At 40.5% G+C, this 444-nt stretch carries 1 protein-coding gene; it reads left to right on the top strand.

All coding sequences use genetic code 11. The annotated features are described in order from the left end of the window. Positions 1-116: 116 nt before the first annotated feature. Positions 117-444 (top strand): hypothetical protein (locus QW087_06740; protein ID MEM2944417.1); only part of this gene is annotated, 328 nt, incomplete at its 3' end.

Raw genomic sequence — 444 nt, 5'->3', positions numbered from 1 at the left:
TACTTGGTTATATTGCCCTATGGAAAGAACGACGTTTATTTACTGTTGTGCCGCTTTTATCGATAATTCTTTGGCTATACATCGGCCTTTGGTTGTACTTCGGAAACAGGTTCATCTTGAACCTTGACATCCTTCTTTGCATCATAGCACCCGTCGGCATAGTCTATCTAAGTAAAATCATTGGCAAAAAATTCCGGCGCCGCACACAGATTCTTGCAACCATCTTGCTTTCCGCAACTCTCATTCTACCGGTTGCTGCTGTTTCAGTCGATAGTCAATTGAAAAAGGCTCCATACATAACTGAGAATATGGAAGGAGTTTACTGGATTGAAACGAATATCGGAAGAAACGAGTCAGTAATTTTCGCCCCTGATTATCTTTCATCAAATCTTCTTCAATTGGGATATTTGATGGCCGTTTGGGATTTTTCTCTCTCAAACAACA

The organism is Methanomassiliicoccales archaeon, assembly GCA_038850735.1.
In the GTDB taxonomy this organism is placed as follows: Archaea; Thermoplasmatota; Thermoplasmata; order Methanomassiliicoccales; family JACIVX01; genus JACIVX01.
Note: the sequence above shows the minus strand (reverse complement) of the source record. Positions and strands in the feature narration are given on the sequence as shown.